Origin of the sequence: Paracoccus simplex (genome assembly GCF_042648325.1) — a bacterium.
GTDB lineage: Bacteria > Pseudomonadota > Alphaproteobacteria > Rhodobacterales > Rhodobacteraceae > Paracoccus > Paracoccus simplex.
Genome location: NZ_JBHRXE010000033.1, coordinates 12,836 through 28,725, shown reverse-complemented (window position 1 = coordinate 28,725; position 15,890 = coordinate 12,836). Strand labels below are relative to the sequence as shown.

17 protein-coding genes are annotated in these 15,890 nt (G+C 70.7%); 8 read left to right on the top strand and 9 right to left on the bottom strand.

Annotation, left to right across the window (positions count from 1 at the left end; genetic code table 11):
- Positions 1-87 precede the first annotated feature (87 nt).
- Complete coding sequence (locus ACFOMP_RS11645; protein ID WP_379030668.1) at positions 88-303, bottom strand: hypothetical protein; 216 nt, start codon at positions 301-303, stop codon at positions 88-90.
- Positions 300-1,439, bottom strand: a complete 1,140-nt coding sequence (gene ampC / locus ACFOMP_RS11640) for a class C beta-lactamase (RefSeq protein ID WP_379030665.1) — start codon at positions 1,437-1,439, stop codon at positions 300-302. The genes ACFOMP_RS11645 and ampC overlap by 4 nt, the downstream gene beginning before the upstream one ends.
- Before the next feature lie 147 nt (positions 1,440-1,586).
- On the opposite strand from ampC, the gene ACFOMP_RS11635 reads away from it, so the two are divergent.
- Positions 1,587-2,474 carry a LysR family transcriptional regulator gene (locus tag ACFOMP_RS11635; RefSeq protein WP_289896876.1) on the top strand — a complete coding sequence of 296 codons (888 nt, stop codon included), beginning with the start codon at positions 1,587-1,589 and terminating at the stop codon, positions 2,472-2,474.
- A 99-nt stretch (positions 2,475-2,573) separates the two neighbouring features.
- Here the strand turns inward: ACFOMP_RS11635 and ACFOMP_RS11630 are convergent, their stop codons facing one another.
- The 5 genes from ACFOMP_RS11630 to dsbD all read right to left on the bottom strand — a co-directional run bounded on the left by ACFOMP_RS11630 (position 2,574) and on the right by dsbD (position 7,307).
- Positions 2,574-3,203, bottom strand: coding sequence for a DsbA family protein (locus tag ACFOMP_RS11630; RefSeq protein WP_289896877.1), 630 nt, complete (start codon positions 3,201-3,203; stop codon positions 2,574-2,576).
- 84 nt (positions 3,204-3,287) lie between these two features.
- Positions 3,288-3,950 (bottom strand): DsbA family protein, encoded by a 663-nt coding sequence (locus tag ACFOMP_RS11625; RefSeq protein ID WP_379030660.1) that lies wholly within the window; start codon positions 3,948-3,950, stop codon positions 3,288-3,290.
- On the bottom strand, positions 3,947-4,690 hold the full coding sequence (locus ACFOMP_RS11620) for a L,D-transpeptidase (RefSeq protein ID WP_289896879.1): 744 nt from the start codon (positions 4,688-4,690) through the stop codon (positions 3,947-3,949). The genes ACFOMP_RS11625 and ACFOMP_RS11620 overlap by 4 nt, the downstream gene beginning before the upstream one ends.
- Positions 4,687-5,505, bottom strand: coding sequence for a redoxin family protein (locus ACFOMP_RS11615; protein ID WP_379030656.1), 819 nt, complete (start codon positions 5,503-5,505; stop codon positions 4,687-4,689). The genes ACFOMP_RS11620 and ACFOMP_RS11615 overlap by 4 nt, the downstream gene beginning before the upstream one ends.
- On the bottom strand, positions 5,502-7,307 hold the full coding sequence (dsbD, locus tag ACFOMP_RS11610) for a protein-disulfide reductase DsbD (RefSeq protein WP_449302610.1): 1,806 nt from the start codon (positions 7,305-7,307) through the stop codon (positions 5,502-5,504). Before dsbD ends, ACFOMP_RS11615 begins: the two co-directional genes overlap by 4 nt.
- 90 nt (positions 7,308-7,397) lie before the next feature.
- Between dsbD and ACFOMP_RS11605 the strand changes: the two genes are divergently transcribed.
- Together ACFOMP_RS11605 and ACFOMP_RS11600 are read left to right on the top strand one after the other, a co-directional pair.
- A complete protein-coding gene (locus ACFOMP_RS11605; protein ID WP_289896882.1) occupies positions 7,398-8,078 on the top strand; it encodes a response regulator in 681 nt (226 codons plus the stop codon).
- Positions 8,075-9,496 (top strand): ATP-binding protein, encoded by a 1,422-nt coding sequence (locus ACFOMP_RS11600; protein WP_379030649.1) that lies wholly within the window; start codon positions 8,075-8,077, stop codon positions 9,494-9,496. Before ACFOMP_RS11605 ends, ACFOMP_RS11600 begins: the two co-directional genes overlap by 4 nt.
- Positions 9,497-9,730: 234 nt before the next feature.
- Here the strand turns inward: ACFOMP_RS11600 and ACFOMP_RS11595 are convergent, their stop codons facing one another.
- On the bottom strand, positions 9,731-11,059 hold the full coding sequence (locus ACFOMP_RS11595; protein ID WP_379030646.1) for a sensor histidine kinase: 1,329 nt from the start codon (positions 11,057-11,059) through the stop codon (positions 9,731-9,733).
- On the bottom strand, positions 11,059-11,718 hold the full coding sequence (locus ACFOMP_RS11590) for a response regulator (RefSeq protein WP_379030643.1): 660 nt from the start codon (positions 11,716-11,718) through the stop codon (positions 11,059-11,061). The genes ACFOMP_RS11595 and ACFOMP_RS11590 overlap by 1 nt, the downstream gene beginning before the upstream one ends.
- Positions 11,719-11,818: 100 nt before the next feature.
- On the opposite strand from ACFOMP_RS11590, the gene ACFOMP_RS11585 reads away from it, so the two are divergent.
- From ACFOMP_RS11585 to ACFOMP_RS11565, 5 genes are read left to right on the top strand one after another with little or no spacing between them, the layout of a single operon-like run.
- Entirely contained in the window at positions 11,819-12,100 is a 282-nt protein-coding gene (locus ACFOMP_RS11585; RefSeq protein ID WP_289896886.1) for a lipid-A-disaccharide synthase N-terminal domain-containing protein, read from the top strand.
- Positions 12,097-13,662: an ArnT family glycosyltransferase gene (locus ACFOMP_RS11580; protein ID WP_379030639.1), complete on the top strand. Its 1,566-nt coding sequence runs from the start codon at positions 12,097-12,099 to the stop codon at positions 13,660-13,662. Before ACFOMP_RS11585 ends, ACFOMP_RS11580 begins: the two co-directional genes overlap by 4 nt.
- Entirely contained in the window at positions 13,659-14,438 is a 780-nt protein-coding gene (locus ACFOMP_RS11575) for a glycosyltransferase family 2 protein (RefSeq protein ID WP_379030636.1), read from the top strand. Before ACFOMP_RS11580 ends, ACFOMP_RS11575 begins: the two co-directional genes overlap by 4 nt.
- Positions 14,435-14,641, top strand: coding sequence for a hypothetical protein (locus tag ACFOMP_RS11570; protein ID WP_379030633.1), 207 nt, complete (start codon positions 14,435-14,437; stop codon positions 14,639-14,641). The genes ACFOMP_RS11575 and ACFOMP_RS11570 overlap by 4 nt, the downstream gene beginning before the upstream one ends.
- Positions 14,641-15,777, top strand: coding sequence for an NAD-dependent epimerase/dehydratase family protein (locus tag ACFOMP_RS11565; RefSeq protein ID WP_379030630.1), 1,137 nt, complete (start codon positions 14,641-14,643; stop codon positions 15,775-15,777). The genes ACFOMP_RS11570 and ACFOMP_RS11565 overlap by 1 nt, the downstream gene beginning before the upstream one ends.
- Positions 15,778-15,890: the final 113 nt, after the last annotated feature.

Here is a 15,890-nt window from a genome sequence, read left to right as displayed (position 1 = left end):
GGGGGCGCCTGATGGCCGCATCGAGGCCGGGCAGAGCGGCAAGCGGGCGGCCGGCGCCGGTGTCGCGTTGCGGCGTGGCGATCTTGGCTAGCGCAAAGGATGCATCAGCACGATCGCCGCGCCGATCCGGGCGATTTGCGCATTGCGTTCATCCATCGGGGCCTTGGTTCCGGTCATGCAGATCGCGCCGATCTGCGCCGGCTTGCCATCCGGTCCCGGCCCGGCAACGCTGGCCCGGAAACCGCGCATCCAGCACCGCCTCGGCATGGCGCACGGCCTTCGGAACCGGAGGGGCGCCTTCATTCGGCCGCGTCCAGAACGGCCTTGATCAGCGTCAGCCCGGCATCCACGCGGGCGGGATTGGGGATGCTGCGATTGGCCAGGATAACCAGGCCCAGATCCGCATCCGGGATGAAGGCGACATAGCCGCCGAAGCCGTTCGTCGATCCGGTCTTGCTGAACAGCACCGCATGGTCGGACGCATCGGGCTGTGCCAGCCGGGTGGCGGGCTGGCTTTCCCTGGCCATTTCCGTCGCATTCCCGGCCAACAACTGGTCGCGCGGAACCGGCCAGGGATAGCGTTCCCAGATCATCGCCTGCTGGAAATGCCGCGTCCCCGTCTGGCCGGCATGGGTCTGCGCCACGGCCCGGCGCAGATCCGGCGGGACATCCGCATCGCCCAGGTTGATCCGCAGGAAGCGCAGCAGGTCGTGCAGATCCGCTTTCAGACCATAGGCCTCGTCGTCCAGCATCCCCGGATTCACCCGGATGGCGCTGTCGTCCCGGCGCGCATAGCCCCAGGCATAGCGCCGCATCTCGGCCTTCGGCACGTCGACATGGGTGCTTTCCAGCCCCAGCGGCTGCAGGACATGGCTTCGCAGCGCCTCGGCATAGGGCTCGCCGAAAGCGCCGGCGGTGATGCGTCCCAAAAGGCCGATGCTGATGTTCGAATAGGACCGCTCGCCCTGGCCCGGCACCGGCTGCCAGTCCTGCAGCCAGCGCATCAGCCTGTCGTCGTCACCGGCCCCGTCCGGCACCTGCAGCGGCAGGCCGCCGGTCTGATGGGTGGCGAGATCCATCAGCGAGACCGAGCCGATCGCGCTGCCCTGCAATTCCGGCAGATGCGCCGCGACGGGATCGGCCAGCGTCAGGCGTCCCTGTTGCGCCGCCAGCGCGGCCAGCGTCACGTTGAAGGTCTTGCTGATCGAGCCCAGCTCGAACAGCGTCCCGGCCGTGACGGGCACCGCGGCCGCGCGGTCGGCCATGCCGGCGGTATAGACATAGTCCCGCCCCCGCCAAGTCACGCCGACGGCAAGGCCGGGAATGTCATGCTCGGCGATGACGGGGGCGAAGATCCCGGCCGCCATCTGCCGGAACTCGGCCTCGCTCATCGCCGAGGCCGGCATGGCAAGGCCGGCCGCGGCCAGGCCAAGGCTCACGCATCCATAACGCATATTCATGTTTCCGCTCTGCTCATATCGGGGCGGCCCGGCTGTGGCCGCCACGCGCCCAGTTAAAGCGAAGCGGCGACGGCGCACAAACGATCATATTTCACTTCAGCCATGAGATAATCTAATTTCGGCGGCATGGATCGCCCGCACCTGCCCCTGAACGCCCTGCGCGCCTTCGAGGTGGCCTCGCGCCATCTGAACCTGACCCGCGCCGCCATCGAGCTTTGCGTGACGCAGGCGGCGCTGAGCCACCAGATCCGCGGGCTTGAGGAGCGCCTGGGGGTCACGCTGTTCCGCCGCGTCCCGCGCGGGCTGGTGCTGACCGAGGAAGGGATCATGCTGGCCCCGGTCCTGACCCGGATCTTCGACGAGATGTCCGGCACGCTGGACCGGTTTTCCGCCGGGCACTATCACGAGACGATCAATCTGGGCGTCGTCAACAGCTTCGCCACGGAATGGCTGATCCCCCGCATCGGCGATTTCCAGCGGCTGCACCCCTTTCTCGACCTGCGCATCCACACCAACAACAACCGCGTCGACCTGGCGGGCGAAGGGCTGGACCTGGCGGTGCGGTTCGGCGACGGCAGCTGGCACGGCGCGGCGGCGACCAGGCTGATGGGCGGCGCGATGATGGCGGTGTGCAGCCCCGACCTGGCCGGGCGCCTGCGCCGGGTCGAGGATCTGCTGTCGGCGCCGCTGCTGCGATCCTATCGCGCCAATGAATGGGAGCGGTGGTTCGCCGGCCACGGGCTGCCGGCCCCGCAGCTGCGCGGCCCGGTCTTCGACAGCTCGCTGGCCATCGCCGAAATGGCGGCCCGGTCCCATGGCGTGGGGCTGGTGCCGGTCGCGCTGTTTTCGTCCTGGACCCGGGCCGGACGGCTGGTCCGGCCATTCGCATCCGAGCTTGCCGCCGGCGATTATTGGCTGACGCGCCTGCATGCCAGCCCCGAAACCACCGGGCAAGGCGCGTTCCGGGAATGGCTCGTGGCGAGTTGCGCGGCGCCTGCCTGTGAAATCACCTGACCCCGCAGCGACCGAACGCCGGGATCGCGCGGGGGCGGCGCGGCGCCGCATCCGGGATCGAATCCGGCGGCGGCGCTTCCCGGCGACCGCCCCCCTTATTCATCCCATCGTCTCTCTTGCGCGCTGGACCAGCCCGCGCAGCTCGTCGAGGCTGTATTGGCCGAAGGCGCCCTCGTCCCCGGCGACGAAGGTCGGGGTGCCGATCAGCCCCATATGCTCGGCCAGCATCGAGCTCATGGAGATGTGGCGCTCGACCGGCTCGGCCGCCATGTCGCGTTCCAGCCGGGCGGTGTCCAGGCCGATGTCGCGGGCGGCGCGCATGGTGGCCTCCTGCGTCACCCGGCCCTTGGTGCGGAACAGCGCGGTGTGGAACTGCCAGTACCGGCCCTGTTGCAGCGAGGCCAGCGAGGCCCGGGCGGCGAAATCCGAATCCTCGCCGAAGACCGGCCATTCGCGGAACACCACCCGCAGATTCTTGTCCGACGAGATCAGCCGGTGCATCGGCTCGACCATCTTGCGGCAGAACGGGCAGTTGTAGTCGAAGAACTCGGTCAGGGTGATGTCGCCCTGCGGATTGCCCAGGACCGGCGCCGTCGGATCGCGCTCCAGCGACTTGCGCAGATTGTCGGGCATGGGGTTGGCGCGCTCCTGCGCAAGGGCGGCGGTCCGGTCCAGGGCCGGCAGCGCCAGCAGGCTGGCCCCCGCAAGGATAAGGCTTCGACGGTGCATGGTCTCTCCTTCAGGTATCGAGGCCCGGCGGCGGCGCCGCAAGGCGATGTCGGCGGGATTCCCGCCCTTTCTAGGGCATCTTGTTCAGGACGTCCGCCGCGCCTCGGCGATGGCGCCGCGCAGGCGCGTCTCGTCCAGCGCGCCGGGATAGATCGTCTTGCCGATGATGAAGGCCGGCGTGCCGCGCAGACCCAGCGCCGCCGCCTGCGCGGAATTGCGCGCCAACAGCCCGTCCCATTTGCCGCGTTCGGCGCGATAGGCCGCCAGCGCCGCCGCGGTGTCGATGCCGCCGTCGCCCAGCACCTGCCGGATCTGATCCTCGGTCAGCCGTGCCTCGGTCGCCATCAGCGCCGCATGGGCCTGCGCGTAATCGCCCATCGAGGCCGCCCCCAGGACCAGCTGGCTGGCCAGGACCGAGGGCGCGCCGAAGATCGGCCAGTCCTTCATCACCAGCCGGATATCGCCATCCTTCGCCACCACGTCGGTCAGCATCGCGTGGCCCATCTTGCAATAGGGGCATTGGTAGTCGAAATATTCGACGATGGTCAGCGCCCCCTCGGGATTGCCCAGCACCGGATTGTCGGGGTCGCGCAGCACCTCGTCGGTGCTCATCTCGGCCGCAGCGGCGGATTTGTCGCCGCCGCTTCCCCCGGCCCGGTCCCTGCCCAGCAGGATCGCCCCGCCGGCGGTGCCCGCCAGACCGAACCCGGCGGCCCCGGCCAGAATGTCGCGTCGGGTGATGCTCATATCGTTTCTCCTGTCTGTTCGGTCCCAAGGGCGGACAATGGCAGCGGCTGGTCCGGCGGCAGCGTGCCCTTGCCGGATTCCGCCTCGCTCAGCACGATCACCCTGGCCATGCTGTCGGTTTGGCTGGCCAGGTGGATGATGTCCTGGTTGAACAGCCGGATGCAGCCCGCCGAGGTCGCCTGCCCGATCGAGGCCGGGTCCATGGTGCCGTGGATGCGGTAATAGGTGTCGCCCTGGCCATTGTGCAGATACAGCGCCCGGGCGCCCAGCGGGTTGCCGATGCCGCCCTCCAGCCCCTTTTCGACCGGGCCGTAAAGCTCGGGCTGGGTCGCGATCATGTTGTCGGTCGGCTTCCAGCTTGGCCAGTCGCGCTGATAGGGGATATGCGCCCGGCCGGTGAAGCCGTAGCCGGCCGCGCCCACGGCGACGGCATAGCGCATCGCCTTGTTGCCGGGCCGCACCTGATAGAGATAGCGGGCATGGGGATCGACGATGATCGTGCCCGGCTTCTCGTCGCTCCAGTAGTCCACGACCTGCCGCGCCTTGTCCTCGGTCAGCAGCCTGGGATCGACGGCGGGGATATGGTGGCCGTTATCCTCGACAGCGCCATACAGGGCCGCCACCTCGGGACTGACGGTGGGCGGCGGCGGCGCGGCCGGAACCGCGGGCTGCCTGGTCGAGGCGCAGGCCGCCAAGGCCAGCAGCATGGCGCCCGCCAAAAGGGCCGGAATGCGGTTCATCTTGAATCTCCTGTCGCTTGCGCGATCATCCGGGTCAGGGCGGCGCGCGAGATCTCGCCGGTATGCGCCGCGACCAGCCGGCCCTTGGCGTCGAAGACCAGCGTCGAGGGCAGGCCGATCGCGCCAAGCGCCCCCATCAGCCGGTTATGCGGATCGCGGATCATGCCCTGGTCGGGCAGTTTCTCGGCCGCCAGGAAGGCCAGCACCTGCCCGGCATCCTCGCCCTGGTTGGCGAAAACGAACTCGACGCCGGGCGTATTCGCGGCCAGGTCGGTCATCATCGGCATCTCGCGCCGGCAGGGCGGGCACCAGGTCGCCCAGAGGTTCAGCACCATGGGCCAGCCCCGCCCCTCGAGCCGCACCCCGCGCCCGTCCAGCGCGATCAGCTGCATGTCGGGCAAGGTGACCGAAGGGCGCGGCAGCGCGGCAAGGACGGCCTGATGCCCGGCCAGCGCCGCCGCGCCGCCCAGGACCAGCGGCAGCGCCACCCCGCGCGCCCGACGCAGCAGCGCCAGCAGCAGGACGGCGACGCCCGCGGCCCAGCCGGCAACCGGCAGGAAGCCGCCCTGCCACAGCTTCAGCGCGTCCAGCGGATGGGGGGCAAACACAGACCCGTTGGCGATGACGAAGCCGATCCGCGCGCCGAGAATCCAGGCCAGCGCGGCGATGCCGGCCCACCGCGCCGCATCGCCCGCCGCATCGCCCCGGCGCAGCCGCGCCACGATCTCGGTCACCACGAAGAACAGCAGCAGCGCCACCACCGCGGCGAAGCGCCCACCGTCAAAGACCAGCGGGCCGATCGAGATCGCATTCACGGCCCGACCTTCCCGATCGAGGCCAGCAGCGCGGCGCTGTCCATCTCGCCGACCAGCCGGCTGTCCGGGGCCTCGGCGCGCAGGGCGTCAAGGAAGATCATCGTCGGCGGCCCGGCGGCGGCCAGATCCCGCATCAGCGCCTGCGCCTCGGCATCGAAGGTGCTGACATCCAGCTTGATCGCCGCCAGGCCGGCCAGCGCGGCCTGCACGGCGGGATCGGCCAGCGGCCCGCGTTCGATGGCGCGGCAGGTCACGCACCAGTCGGCGGTGACATAGACCAGCGCCGGTCTGCCATCGGCCGCGGCCAGCGCCCGCTCCAGCCCCGCGCGCGTGGTGACCTCGGCGAATTGCGCGCCGGCCTGCGTCGGCGCCGGGGCGTTGCGCCCCGCCAGCGGCGCCAGCGGCCGCAGCGGATCATCCGCCCCCAAGGCCGCGCCGAAGCCCTGCGCCAGCCCGGCCAGCAGCAGCACCCCCAGCGCCGCGCCCAGCCGGCGGTTGCGCGACGCATCGCCCTCCAACCGGTCCAGCGCGCCCAGGAACACCGCCGCACCCACCAGCAGCACGGCCCAGAGCGCCAGCGTGACCGGACCCGGCAGCACCCGCCCGGCCAGCCAGATCGCGAAGCCCAGGAAGATCACCCCGAAGGCCCGTTTGGCGCCCTGCATCCAGCCGCCGCCGCGGGGCAGGATGCGCGGACCGAACAGCCCGATGGCCAGCAAGGGCAGCCCCTGCCCCAGCCCCAGCGCGAACAGCGCCGCCGCCCCCAGCATCACGTCGCCGGTCTGCGCGATGTAAAGCAGCGCCCCGGCCAGCGGCGCGGTCACGCAGGGCCCGACGATCAGCGCCGAGGTGAAGCCGAGCGCCATCGCGCCGCCGACCGATCCGCGCCGGCCGCCGATGCGCCCAAGCCGGGTCTGCAGCGCCTGCGGCAGCTGCAATTCGTAGAAGCCGAACATCGACAGGGCCAGCGCCACGAAAAGCGCCGCGATGACCGCGATGGCGGCGGGCGATTGCAGCACCATCTGCAGGTTCGCCCCCGACCACGCCGCCGCCACGCCCAGCAGCCCGAAGGCCGTCGCCATCGCCAGCACATAGGCGCCGGTCAGCAGCAGGCCCCGCCTTGCGGTCAGGCGCTCGCCCTGCCCGGCCAGCATTCCGGCGACGATGGGGAACATCGGAAAGACGCAGGGGGTGAAGGCCAGCAGCAGGCCGAAGCCCAGGAATCCGACGATCACCAGCGCCCCGCCGCCGCGCGCGGCCAGCCCCTGCACCAGCCCCTGGTCCTGGGCCAGCGTCAGCCCTCCGACAGCGGAATCCGCGGGCTGCGGGCTCCAGCCCGACCCGCCGGCGGCGCCTTCCTTCTTGCAGGCATCCGCCAGCACCCCGCCATCCGCGTCCAGCCGCACGCTTTGCGGGGCATAGCAGATGCCGTCCTGCTGGCAGCCCTGCCAGTGCAGGGTGACGGGCCGGCCGGCATTCTTCAGCCCGGCGGTGACCGCGCCGCGATAGATCTGGCCGGCGCCGAAATACGGATCCTCGTAGATCTCGCCCTCGGGCAGGGACAGCGGCAGGCTCTGGCCGTCCGCCTCGGCCGCGAAGCTGCTGCGATACAGGTAATAGCCGTCGGCGATGCGCCAGTTCAGCACCAGCGCCCCCTTTCCGTCCTGGCTGACGGTCAAGGCGAAGGCCTCTGCCGGTTGCAAGGGCGGCTCACGGGTCTGGGCAAAGGCCCAGGTCACGGTAAAGGCCGCGATCAGCAGCGACAGCAGCGCCGCCAGAGGGTTGGGGAACAATCTCGTCATCATGGGGACTGGCTAAAGACGCGACCTTAAGCCCAGCTTAAGCTCTGTCGACGATAACGTGATCGTCGCGGAATACGGGGAAACACATCCATGCGCTTGCTGATTGTCGAGGACGATCCGGTCCTGTCCGACGGGCTTGGCGTCGGATTGCGCCTGTCGGGGTTCACGGTCGATACCGTCGCCACCCTGGCCGATGCCCGCGCCGCGCTGCAAGGCGGCGGCTTCGCGGGCATGGTGCTGGACATCATGCTGCCCGACGGTTCGGGTCTGGAGCTGCTGGCTGATCTTCGGGGCGCGGGATCGCGGATTCCGGTCCTGCTGCTGACGGCCCGCGATCAGGTGCGCGACAGGGTCTGCGGCCTGGATGCCGGCGCCGACGATTACCTGGGCAAGCCCTTCGACCTTGCGGAACTGGCCGCCCGGCTGCGCGCCATGCTGCGCCGGCAGGAAGGCCGCGCCTCGGCGGTGATGGAATGGAACGGGCTGGCGCTTGATCCGGCCACCATGCGCGGCAGGCGGAACGGCGACGCCATTCCGTTCTCGCGCCGGGAGTTCACCATCCTCCAGGCCCTGATCGAGCATCCCGGCGCCATCCTGGCCAAATCCGTCCTCGAAGAGCGGCTCTATGGCTGGCAGGGTGAGGTCGAGAGCAACACGGTCGAGGTCCATATCCACAAGCTCCGCGCCAAGCTCGGCACGGCCTTCATCGAAACAGTGCGCGGGGCCGGCTACCGGCTGGGGAATCCCGCCAAGAAGGGGGAAGCAGGATGAATTCGATCCGCAGGCGGCTGTTCGTCATCCTGCTGGCCGCGACCGGGGTGATCTGGCTGTCCGCCGTGGTCTGGATCCAGCATTCGACCCGCACCGAGCTTGGCCATGTGCTGGACCGGCGGCTGCAGGAATCGGCGCAGATGGTCGCCTCGCTGATCCGCCGCAACGGCGGCATCGCCGGCCCCGACGCGGCGGCGCTGGTCGATGAGGCGCCGGCCCTGCCCGATACCGGCGGTCATGACTTCGCCCGCCAGCTCATCTGCCAGGTCTGGGGGTTCGACGGCCGGTTGAAAAGCGAATCCGACGGCGCGCCCTCTGGGCAACTGGCCGAGCAGCAAGGCTTCAGCGAACGCGAGGTCGATGGCGAGGTCTGGCGCGTCTATACCCATGTCGACGCGGACCTGGGCATCCGGGTCATGGTCGGCGATGCGCGTTTCATCCGCGACCGGCTGGTGCATGGCGTGGTGATGGGGCTGCTGGCCCCGGCCATGCTGATCCTGCCGCTGCTGGCGGCGCTGATCTGGCTGGCGGTGCGCGGCGGGCTGGCGCCGCTGGACCGGCTGGCCCAGGCGCTGTCGCGCCGCCCCGCGACCGATCTCAGCCCGTTGAAGGAGGGCAGCGCGCCTTCGGAGCTGCGCCCGATGATCGAGGCGCTGAACGGCCTGTTCCACCGCGTCGAGGGGCTGCGCGAGCGCGAGCGCAGCTTCACCGCCTTCGCGGCGCATGAGCTGAAGACACCGCTGGCCGGGCTGAAGACCCAGGCCCAGGTCGCGACGCTGGCCCCCGACGCGGCGACGCGCGGACGGGCGCTGGCGCAGATCGCGCGGGGCGTCGATCGCACCGATCGCCTGGTGCGGCAGCTTCTGGACATGACCGCGGCCGAAAACGCCATCGACGCGGCGCAGCCGCATCCGCAGGACGGCGCGCGCATCCTTGCCGAGGTGGCCGACGAACTCGCCGGGTTGGCGCAGGCGCGCGGCGTCGCGCTGCGGCTGGAAACCGGCCAGGCGGAATGGCGCACCACCCAGGCGGCCCTGTTGGCGCCGGCGCTGCGCAACCTGCCGGAAAACGCCATCCTCGCCTCGCCCGCCGGGGCCGCCGTTGACGCGCGGCTGCTGCGCGCGGGCGAGGCGGTGCGCTTCAGCGTGCTGGATCGCGGCCCCGGCATCGCCGAGGCCGACCGTCCCCATGTCACCGAGCGTTTCTATCGCGGCGCGGCCAGCCCCTCGGGCGGCGGCAGCGGGCTGGGCCTGTCCATCGTCGCCGCGGCCGTCAAGGCGATGGGCGGCGAGCTGCGCCTTTCGCCCCGCGACGGCGGCGGCGAACAGGCCGAAATCATCCTGCCGGGCCGGGCCCGGTCCGCACCCCGCGAGCTGTGGTGGAACCGGCCCGCCGCAGGGAAGCAAAGCGGCGGGTGACGGGGCAGGATGCGACGCCGCCGTCCGTCCGGGCTTGGCGCGGGTGGCCATCCCGGCGGCCCTCGACACCCGCCCGGATGCCGCCGATGCCGCCGCGGGTCGTGGAAAAACCGCCGGCAAGGTCGCTGTCGCGCCGCCGGATCGACCCGCCTTTGGGAAAAGCCCGGACAGCCCCCGCCGGTCCTGCTGTCGCGGCCGGGCCGGGCCGGGTCGGGGCCCGATCCCGGCTTGCGGCTAGGGATTCCCGACCGCCGGCGACAGGGTGACGCGCACCACGAAGCCGTCCCGGCGGGCAGGGGCGGGCGAGATGAACTCGAGCTTGCCTTCGGCCGCCGAAACGATCTGCTGGCAAATATGCAGGCCCAGGCCGAACCCGTCCCCCCGGTGCCGGGCGAAGCGCAGAGTCAGCCCGGCCAGGTCGGCGGCGGCGACGGCCGCGCCCTTGTTCGCGACCTCAAGCACGGCGCCTTGCCGCAGGTGCAGCCGGACCGGGCTGTCGGGCGGGCTGTGCTGCAAGGCGTTGTCGATCAGGTTCGACAGCACGATGGCAAAGGCATCCGGGTCGATGCGCGCCATGACCGGCCCGGAGGGCAGGTCGACCGCCAGCCGGGCGGTGTCCGACCGCGCGCGTTCGGCAAGGACCAGCCGGGTCAGGGCCGCCAGGTCATGGACTTCCGCGGAATCGCCAAGGCCGGCATCGGCACGGGCCAGTTGCAGCAGCCGCGCCACCAGCCGCCGCATCCGCTGCAAGGCACGCTCCAGCGCATCGAGGCGGGCGACCTGCTCTGGCGCGGTCGCGGTCTCGCGCAATTGCTGAGCCTGGGCCAGGGCGATGGCGACGGGGGTGCGCAATTCATGCGCGGCATTGGTGGCGAAGGCGCGCTCGGCCTCCAGCGCCTGCGACAGCCGGGCGATGAAGCCGTTGACCACGCCGGCGATCTGCACCAGGTCGTCGGGCCAGTCGCCGGCGTCGATCATGTCGAGGCGACTGCCGTCGCGGGCCGCGATCTCGGCCCCCAGTTCGCGCAGCGGCGCCAGCGACCGCCGCGAGATCCAGCCGACGATCAGCCAGGTCAGCGGCAACAGCGCGACCATCGGCAGCAGAAAGCTGGTCATCCCTTCGCGGAAGGCCTCGCGCCGCTCGGCCAGAGGCGCAGCGATCTGCAAGGCGTGGCCGGCGGCGTCGAAGGGCGTGGCATAAAGCCGGTAACCCGGCGCGGGAACCACGCGGCCGGGCGTCAGGCCGGCGGCGTCGGGCAAGGTCGCCCGGCCGGCCAGTTCCGATTGCCACAGCACCCGGCCGTCCCGCGCGACCAGGCGATAGACCAGCGCCTCGTCCATCGAGATCGCGGGCTGCGGCACCTCGACCGGGATGTCCTGCGCATGCATCTGCTCCACCAGCGGCAGCAGCACATGCGCCGTCTGGACAAGCTGCTGGTCGAAAAGCTCGTCCTGTTCGGACCGGAGCACCGCCGACATCATCAGCACCGCCCCCGCCCAGACCGCCGCGAGGCCCAGCGTGGTGAACAGCGCGACGCGCCGCGACAGGCTGGCGCGCCGCATCAGGCCCGCCCCATGCGATAGCCGAAGCCGCGCTCGGTCACGATGGCATCCCGCCCCAGCTTGGCGCGCAGCCGGCTGACATGCGCCTCGATGGCGTTGCTTTCCACCTCGTCGCCGAAACCGTAGAGCGCGTCTTCCATCTGCGCGCGGCTGGTGGTCATGTCGGGACGCCGGCTGAGCCGCTCGATCAGCGCCCATTCGCGCAGGGTCAGGTGGACCGGCCGGCCGTCCAGCAGCACCTGACGCCGCTCGGGCAGGACCGTCAGCCGGCCGAAGCGCCGCTCGACCTCGGCCGTGCCGGCGGCACGGCGATGGATGGCCAGGATGCGGGCATGCATCTCGTCCAGGTCATAGGGCTTGACCAGATAGTCATCCGCACCGGCCTCGAGCCCGGCGATCCTTTCGGTGATGCGGTCGCGGGCGGTCACGACCAGCACCGGCACGCGCGCGCCGCGTCCGCGCAGATCGCGCAACAGCGCCAGCCCGTCGCCATCCGGCAGTCCCAGGTCCAGAAGCACCAGGTCGTAATCGGTCGCCGCCAGCGCCGCCGCCGCATCCTCGGCGCTGCCGGCAAGATCAATGGCATGGCCGGCCGCGCGCAGATAAGCGCCGATGGCTTCGGCCAGATCCGGCTCGTCCTCGACAGCTAGCAATCTCATCCGCGCCTCTCTTCGTAAGCGAACCGTAATCTTGACGTCCCAGGAAACGCGCCGAAAGCGCCCGCGTCACGGGACCGGCCGGGCGGCACAAGGATGACGCATGATGACGGCAAATACCATCTGGCTCGGGATCGGTTTCCTCGGCCAGCTTCTTTTCACCTCGCGCTTTCTGGTGCAATGGATCGCGAGCGAGCGCGCCCGCCGCAGCGTCGTGCCCTTGGCGTTCTGGTGGTTCAGCCTTGCCGGCGGGGCGACGCTGCTTGCCTATGCGATCTGGCGGCGCGACCCGGTTTTCGCCGTCGGGCAGGCAAGCGGCCTGGTGATCTATACCCGCAACCTGATGCTGATCGGACGCGGCACGCGCCAGGGAAAGCCGGCATGATCCGCCGTCATCCGGTCGCCCTTGCCATGGGCTGCCTGCTGCTGACGGCCGCGCTGGGGCTGCTGTTGCGCCCGCCGGTCCCCATCGACGAGACCCGCTATCTGGCCGTCGCGTGGGAGATGCACAGCACCGGCAACTGGCTGGTGCCCAGCAAGAACTTCGCGCTTTACAGCGACAAGCCGCCGCTCTTGTTCTGGGCGATCAACCTCGTCTGGCTGGCGACCGGCGTCAGCGGCTTCGCCGCCCGGCTGGTCGGGCCGGCTTTCGCCTGCCTGGCCATCTGGCTGGTCGCGCGGCTGGCGCATCGGCTTTGGCCCGGGGACCGGGACGCGGCCGGTCGCGCGGCCATGGCGCTTGCCGGGCTGGCGGTCTTTGCCCTGTCGGGCAGCCTGACCATGTTCGACGTGCCGCTGACCGTGGCGGTTCTGGCCGGGCTGATCGCGCTGGACGCCGCCAGGCCGGGCGGCTGGCAGACCTGGGCCGGCTTCGGCGCCGCCATCGCCCTGGGCGTGCTGACCAAGGGGCCGGTGATCCTGTTCCACCTGCTGCCGGCCGCGCTGCTTTTGCCGCTATGGAGCGGGACCGGCATCCGCTGGCGCGAGCTTCCGGCAGGCCTGGGTTTCGCGATCGTGGTGGCGCTGGGGCTGGTTGCGCTGTGGCTGGTGCCGGCGGCCGTGCTTGGCGGCCCGGCCTGGCGCGAGGCCGTCCTGTGGCATCAAAGCGCCGGGCGGTTGGCAGGATCCTTTGCCCATGCCCGGGCCTGGTGGTGGTATCTGGCCCTGCTGCCGGTGCTTGGTTTTCCCCTGCTCTGGAGCCCGGGCTTATGGCGCGAGGGCTGGCGGACCCCGTGGCGGCAGGATCGCGGGCTGAGGCTTTGCCTGATCTGGACCGGCGCGGCGCTGGTGCTGTTCAGCCTGACGAGCGGCAAACAGCTGCATTACCTGGTGCCGGAACTGCCCGCGCTGGCGCTGATCGCGGCACGGCTGGGGCGGAACGCCCCCGGATTCGCCTTGCAACCGGCGATCATCGCCGTCGGTCTGGCCGGCCTGGCCGCGGTGGCTGCAGGCTTCGGCGCCTTGCCGCTGCGGTTGCGGACGCTTTTCGATCCTGCCAGCACCTTCCTGGCCTGGGCGCTGCTGGCCGCCGCCCTGTGCTGGATGGCGATGCGCTGGCGGGGCGGAGCGGGGGCGATGACCCTGTCGCTGGGTTTGCTGCTGGCCACGAACCTGCTGATCGGCACCACCCGCACGGCGCGGGTCTATGACGCCGGCCCCATCGCCGCCCGGCTGGCGGCGCATCGCGCCGACGGGCTGGCCTTTGCCGGCGCCCCCTATCATGCCGAATTCAACTTTGCCGCCCGGCTGACCGAGCCGGTCGCCGAACTGCTCGATCCGGCCGCGCTGCGATCCTGGGCCGCGCGGCATCCGCAAGGGCTGATCGCCGGCCGGACCGACCTTGCCACCCCATCCTGGCCTCCGCGCGAGACGATCCTGTTCCGCAATCGCGATTACGGGATCTGGTCCGTGGCGGACGCCCCTCCGGCTGAAAGGAACCCCGGATGAACGACATGCTCCCCGACGTTTCGGTGATCATCCCCGTCCGCGACGAGGCCGTCGCCGTCGAGCCGCTGATCCACGAGATCGCCGCTGCGATGGCCGGCCGCGACCATGAGATCATCGTGGTCGATGACGGATCGGACGACGGCACCGACCGCATCCTGCAGGCTTTGGCGGCGCGGATGCCGCGCCTGCGCCTGCACCGCCATCCCCGTTCGCGCGGGCAATCCACGGCGATCCGCAGCGGCGTGCGGCTGGCCCGGGCGCCGCTGATCGTGACGCTGGACGGCGATGGACAGAACCCGCCCGATCAGATCCCGCTGCTGCTTGCACCCTTCGCGGCCGATGCGCCCAGTCTGGGACTGGTGCAGGGCCAACGGGCGGTGCGGCAGGACGGGCTGGCGAAACGGCTGGCCTCGCGCTTCGCCAATGGCGTCCGGGGCGCGCTGCTGCGCGACGGGGTGCGGGATTCCGGCTGCGGGCTCAAGGCGTTCCGGCGCGAGGCCTATCTGGATCTGCCCTTCTTCGATCACATCCACCGCTTCATGCCCGCGATGATGCTGCGCGAGGGCTGGTGCGTCGAGACCGTCGACGTCACCCATCGCCCGCGCCGCAGCGGCCGCTCGAAATACTCGAACCTCGCGCGCGGGCTGGTGGGCATTCCCGACCTGCTGGGCGCGGCCTGGCTGATCCGCCGCTCGGGCCGCCGGGGACTGGCCGCGCCCGAACCGCCGCAGCACCGGCCGGCCACCCGCGGCCGCGAAGACGTGGCCCGGCCATGAGAAGCGCGCTGGCGAAGCCTGGCTATGCGGGGCTGGCGAATGCGGCCCTGTTGGCGCAGAACGGCGAGGCGACGGGCGTCGATCCGTCGCCGGAACGGGTGGCGCAGGTCGATGCCGGGCAAAACCCGGCCGCGGATGGCGCAGCGGCCGACTGGCTGCATCCCAGCCGCATCGGCGGCGGCGACCGGTTCGGAGCCAGCTGATGCGCCGCGCCCTGATCACCGGCTGTTCCGGCTTTATCGGCTTCCACCTTTGCCGCCGTCTGCTGGCGGACGGGTTCAGCGTGGCCGGCATCGACAACCTGTCGGATTATTACGACCCCGCCCTGAAGCGGCAGCGCCAGGCAATCCTCGAGGCCGATCCGGCCTTCTCGGTCGTCAACGACAGCATCGAGACCCCCGGCCTGCTGGAGCGCATGTTCCGCGACCACCGCCCCGAGATCGTCGTCCACCTGGCCGCGCAAGCCGGGGTGCGGCATTCGATCGACCAGCCGCGCGCCTATCTTTCCAGCAATATCGTCGGAACCTTCGAGCTGCTGGAGGCCGCGCGGGCGATGCCGCCCCGGCACATGCTGCTGGCCTCTACCTCGTCTGTCTACGGTCCCAACGAGCGGATGCCATGGCGCGAAACCGACCGGACCGACCATCCGATGTCCTTCTATGCCGCGACCAAGAAGGCCACCGAGGCGATGGCCCATGCCTATGCCCATCTTTACCGGTTGCCGGTGACGATGTTCCGCTTCTTCACCGTCTACGGCCCCTGGGGCCGGCCCGACATGGCGCTGTTCAAGTTCACCCGGGCGATCCTTCGCGGCGAGCCGATCGACGTCTACAACCGCGGCGAGATGCAGCGCGACTTCACCCATGTCGACGACCTGATCGCGGCGATCCGCGGCCTGATCGACACGCCGCCGCCGGAAGGCGACGAGCGGGACGAGCGGGATGAGGACGTTTCCCCGGTGGCGCCGTGGCGGGCCGTCAATATCGGCAATTCTCACCCGGTGATGCTCGGCGAATTGATCGCCGCGGTCGAACGGGCGACCGGCCGGCCCGCGATCCGCAGGCTTCTGCCCATGCAGCCGGGCGACGTGCCCGCGACCTGGGCCGATACCTCGACGCTGCACCGATTGACAGGGCTGTCGCCCGGCACCGAGATCCGCAAGGGTGTGCAGGATTTCGTCGACTGGTATCTGCGCCATTACGACCAGAAGGCCGCCGGAATGGCCTGTCGCAGGACGAGCACATGCGATGCCCCGCCCTGCGAAACCGGGCAAGAACAGAACCTGCTTGCCGATCCCCCGGCGAGCGGTCGGGCGGCGGAGCACCGGAAACCCGCATGACCACGCACGGTCGGCCGGCAGGTCGCCTTGCAGGCCGTCGGCATCGACGGGACATCGCCGGCAACAGGGGCGTGGGCATCCTGACGGCCGCTCGGAACCGCCCATCCGGAGGT